At 76.2% G+C, this 4,529-nt stretch carries 3 protein-coding genes; 2 read left to right on the forward strand and 1 reads right to left on the reverse strand.

Annotation, left to right across the window (positions count from 1 at the left end):
- Nucleotides 1–160: 160 nt before the first annotated feature.
- Nucleotides 161–1,291, forward strand: a complete 1,131-nt coding sequence (locus JZ5iCDA_RS15790; RefSeq protein WP_069388012.1) for an endonuclease/exonuclease/phosphatase family protein — start codon at nucleotides 161–163, stop codon at nucleotides 1,289–1,291.
- 257 nt (nucleotides 1,292–1,548) lie between these two features.
- Nucleotides 1,549–2,706 carry a ScyD/ScyE family protein gene (locus JZ5iCDA_RS15795; protein WP_069388013.1) on the forward strand — a complete coding sequence of 386 codons (1,158 nt, stop codon included), beginning with the start codon at nucleotides 1,549–1,551 and terminating at the stop codon, nucleotides 2,704–2,706.
- A gap of 106 nt (nucleotides 2,707–2,812) precedes the next feature.
- Here JZ5iCDA_RS15795 and JZ5iCDA_RS15800 read toward each other — a convergent pair whose 3' ends face one another.
- Entirely contained in the window at nucleotides 2,813–4,195 is a 1,383-nt protein-coding gene (locus tag JZ5iCDA_RS15800) for a pyridoxal phosphate-dependent decarboxylase family protein (RefSeq protein ID WP_069388011.1), read from the reverse strand.
- Nucleotides 4,196–4,529 lie beyond the last annotated feature (334 nt).

Consider the following 4,529-nt stretch of genomic DNA (forward strand, 5'->3'; position numbering starts at 1 on the left):
CGCCGCGGCGCTCGCGGCGACCCTCGCCCTCGGCGCGGTGGGCGCGTCGGCGGGCGCCGCCGTCGGGCACGACGGGAACGGCCACGGCTCCCGCCACGGCCGCGGGCACGAGCGCGGCCACGGTGGTGGCCATGGCTGGGGCCACGGGAAGGGCGAGACGCTGCGCGTCGCGACGTACAACGCGAGCCTCAACCGCGCCGCGGCGGGCGAGCTCGAGGCGGACCTGTCGACGCCGGACGACCCGCAGGCCGCGACGATCGCCGAGGTGCTGCAGCGCACCCGCCCGGACGTCGTCCTGCTCAACGAGTTCGACTTCGTGCCCGACGGCCGGGCCGTCGACCTGTTCCGCGACAACTACCTCGAGGTCCCCCAGGGCGGCGCGGAGCCGATCGAGTACCGGTACGCGTACGTCGCGCCGTCGAACACCGGGATCCCGAGCGGGCACGACCTCAACAACGACGGCACCGTGGGCGGCCCGGACGACGCGTTCGGCTTCGGGGCGTTCGAGGGCCAGTACGGCATGGCCGTGCTGTCGCGGTACCCCATCGAGACGGACGACGTGCGCACGTTCCAGCACTTCCTGTGGAAGGACATGCCGGGCGCGCTCCTCCCGGACGACCCCGCCACGCCGGAGCCGGCCGACTGGTTCTCCCCGGAGGAGCTCGACGTCGTGCGGCTGTCGAGCAAGTCGCACTGGGACGTGCCGGTGCGCGTGGGCCGCGAGACGGTGCACGTGCTCGCGTCCCACCCGACGCCGCCGACGTTCGACGGGCCCGAGGACCGCAACGGCCGCCGCAACCACGACGAGATCCGGTTCTGGGCCGACTACGTCACCCCGGGGAAGGCGTCGCGGTACGTCTACGACGACGAGGGGCGCCGCGGCGGGCTGCGGCCCAGCGAGTCGTTCGTGATCGTGGGCGACCAGAACGCCGACCCGCTCGACGGCGACTCGGTCGACGCCGCGATCGACCAGCTCCTCGACCACCGGCGGATCACCGACCCGCTGCCCGCGTCGGAGGGCGGTCCCGAGGCGGCCGCGCTCCAGGGCGGCGCGAACGCGACGCACGAGGCCGACCCGGCGTACGACACCGCGGACTTCGCCGACACCGCGCCGGGCAACCTGCGCGCCGACTACGTGCTGCCGTCGCGCGACCTGCGGGTCCGGGACGCCGGCGTGTTCTGGCCCGTGCAGGCCGACCCGCTCTCGCGCCTGACCGGCACGTTCCCGTTCCCGAGCAGCGACCACCGGCTCGTGTGGGTGGACCTGAAGGTGGGCGGCGGCCGCCGCTGAGAGATCGGCGCCCGGGGCGACGATCGTGGCGCGATCGCCCGCCCCGGGTGCACACTCGTCGAGGCTGTCGCGCTCACCGACGAGCGGCAGGCCCCTCCAGCCGGCCCCGCGCCGGCTCACGGCACCGTCGCCCGCGACGCGCGCCTCCGTCGTCCGGCCCGACGACACCCACGCCCCCGCCCGGACCGCGCGTGCTCCTCGGCGAGCACGGCCTTCCCCTGTCGCGGCCCGGGCGCCGCCGGACCCTGGAGCACACCATGAGACGAGTCCCCACCGTCCTGGCCGCCGCAGCGACGACGCTGCTGCTGGCCGCCGCCCCCGCCGCCGCGCACGGCGGCGGCCGGCCCGACCCCCGCCCGCCGACCGTCACCGACATCACCACCGGCCTAGTCGGGCCGCTGAGCGTCGCGGCGGGCCACCACGGCACCACCTACGTCACCCAGGACTTCGCCGGTCTGCTGACCGCCGTCGGCCGCGACGGCACGCAGACCGTCCTCTACGAGTCGGGCGGCCCCGAGGTCGCCGGCGTCTCGTACGACGGCCACCGGACGCTCACGTTCACCGAGACCGTCGCCGACCCCGAGACCATGGCCGTCACGGCGTCGGTGGTCAAGACCCAGCGCCTCGACCGGCGCGGCGGGCCGAGCGGCACCCCGGGCCTCCTCGTGGACACGTACGCGTACGAGCAGGCCAACAACCCCGACGGCGGCGTCACCTACGGGCTGCGCGACACCGACCCTGCGTGCGTCGCCCAGGTCCCGGAGAACCCGATGTTCCCCGCGCTGTACCAGGGGATCAAGGACTCCCACGCCTACGCGACCACGTCGTGGTTCGGTACCACGTTCATCGCGGACGCCGGCTCGAACACCGTCCTGTCGGTGGACCACCGCGGCAAGGTCCGCACGGTCGCCGTGCTGCCCGCGCAGCCCGCGGCGATCACCCCGGAGGCCGCCGCGGCCGTCGGGTGGCCGGAGTGCACCGTCGGCCAGACGTACTGGTTCGAGCCCGTCCCGACCGACGTCGAGATCGGCCCGTTCGGCCAGCTCTACGTGTCGCTCCTGCCCGGCGGCCCGGAGGACCCGAGCCTCGGGCTCGGCGCCCGCGGCGCCGTGTACACGGTCGACCCGTGGCGCGGGAAGACGCGGCAGGTCGCGACGGGCTTCGTCAGCGCGACCGACCTCGCGGTCAGCCCCCGCGGCGACGTCTACGTGGCCGAGCTGTTCGGGGGCCGGATCTCCGAGGTGAAGCGCGGCGGACCGCGCACCGTGGTCGAGGCCCCGCTGCCCGCCGCGCTCGAGTGGGACGGCCGCGGGCTGCTCGCGACGACGAACGCCCTGCCCGGCGAGGGGGCACCGCCCGACGGCCACCTCGTGCGGATCGACCTCGGCAAGCGCTGGGGCCACTGGGGCCGCTGACCCCGAGGAGCCGAGCACGAGGTCCGTGACGTTCTCCACCCGGGAACGGCACGGACCTCGTGCGCGGCGGGGCGACGGCGGCGGTCGGGTGCGCGGGGCCGTCCGGTCAGACGCGCGCCGCGCGGCGCAGCGCGTCGAGGCTCGCGCGGACGTCGTCGTCCGTCGTGGCCCAGCCGCTCACGGAGATCCGCAGCACGGACCGGCCGTGCCAGCGCGAGCCCGACATCCACGCCGTGCCGTCCGCGAGGAGGCGCCGCACGACGTCCTGGGTCCGCGCGTCGTCGCCGAACGACGCGCACACCTGCGTGAAGACGACGTCGTTGAGCACGGTCGCGCCGTCGATCGAGCGCAGGCCGTCGGCGAACGCTGCCGCGTGCCGCACGAAGCCGTCGACGAGGTCGGCGACGCCCGAGCGGCCGAGCGCGCGCAGCACCGCCCACACCGGGAAGGCGCGACCGCGGCGCGAGAGCTCCGGCACCTTGTCGAGCGGGTCGCCCACCTCGCTCTGGATGAGGTAGTCGCCGTGCATCCCCATCGCCGCGCGCAGCGGCGCGGGGTCGGCGACGATCGCGAGGCCGCAGTCGTAGGGCACGTTGAGCGTCTTGTGGGCGTCGGTCGCCCACGAGTCGGCGCGCTCGTACCCGGCGACGAGGTGCCGTAGCGCCGGTGACGCCGCCGCGAACAGGCCGAACGCGCCGTCGACGTGCACCCAGGCGCCGTGCCGGTGCGCGACGTCGACCACGTCGGCGAACGGGTCGAACGCCCCCGAGTGCACGTTGCCCGCCTGGAGGAGGACGACCGTCGGGACGTCGCCGCCCTCGCCCGCGCCCGGTGCGGCGTCGAGCGCGGCGGCGAGCGCCGCCGCCGAGACACGGCCCTGGTCGTCGGCCGCCACGACCTCCGGCGCCCCCAGGCCGAGGTAGGACAGGGCGAGGTCGACCGACTCGTGCCGCTCGGCGCCCACCAGCACGCGCACGCGCGGCGCGCCCGTCAGGCCGTCGCGGCGCACGTCCCACCCCACCCGGCGCAGGACCTCGGTGCGCGCGGCCGCGAGCGCCGTGAAGTTCGCCGTCGTCGCGCCGGTGACGAACCCGACCGCGCTCGTCGCGGGGAGGCCGAGGAGCTCGAGCAGCCACGCGCTCGCCACGTCCTCGACCGCGGTGTGCGCGGGGGTGAGCGTGCGCAGGGCCGCGTTCTGGTCCCACGCGCTCGTGAGCCAGTCGGCCGCGAGCGCCGCCGGGTGGGTGCCGCCGATGACCATGCCGTAGAAGCGGCCGGACGGCATCGCGGTGAGACCTGGTCCGCACGCGGTGGCGAGGAGGTCGACGACGTCCGTGGCCGGGGTCGGGCCGTCGGGGAGGTCCGTGCCGAGGGCGGCGGCGACGTCGTCGACGGTCGCCTGCGGCGGGACCGGCCGCGTCGCGAGGGTGTGCAGCCACGTCGTCGCGTGCTGGTGGGCGCGGTCCAGGGCCGCGTCGCGGTCGTCCATGCCGGGTCCTCCCCGAGGCCGTGCCCGTGGTGGACGGCGCCCGTCCGCCCCTGTTCTCGAGGCGGGGGACGCCCGTCCATCCCGAAGAGATGCGCGCGGCCGCGCGGTGATACATCCCGAGCACGAGGTTGCTGCCGGTATCCGGCCGATACCGGCAGCAACGTCGTGCTCGGCGGGGCCTGTGGACGACGCCTGCGGCGGCCGGCCGGCCGTTGCTACGGTCGCGGCGCGACGCGGGCACCCGGCCCGCGCGGTGGAGGTCCCGGGGGCGCGCGTGGCACAGGTCGAGGTCGACACCGACGCGCTCGCGCTCGCCGCCGCGCGCGCGGCGGGT

The organism is Cellulosimicrobium cellulans, assembly GCF_001722485.1.
GTDB lineage: Bacteria > Actinomycetota > Actinomycetes > Actinomycetales > Cellulomonadaceae > Cellulosimicrobium > Cellulosimicrobium cellulans_A.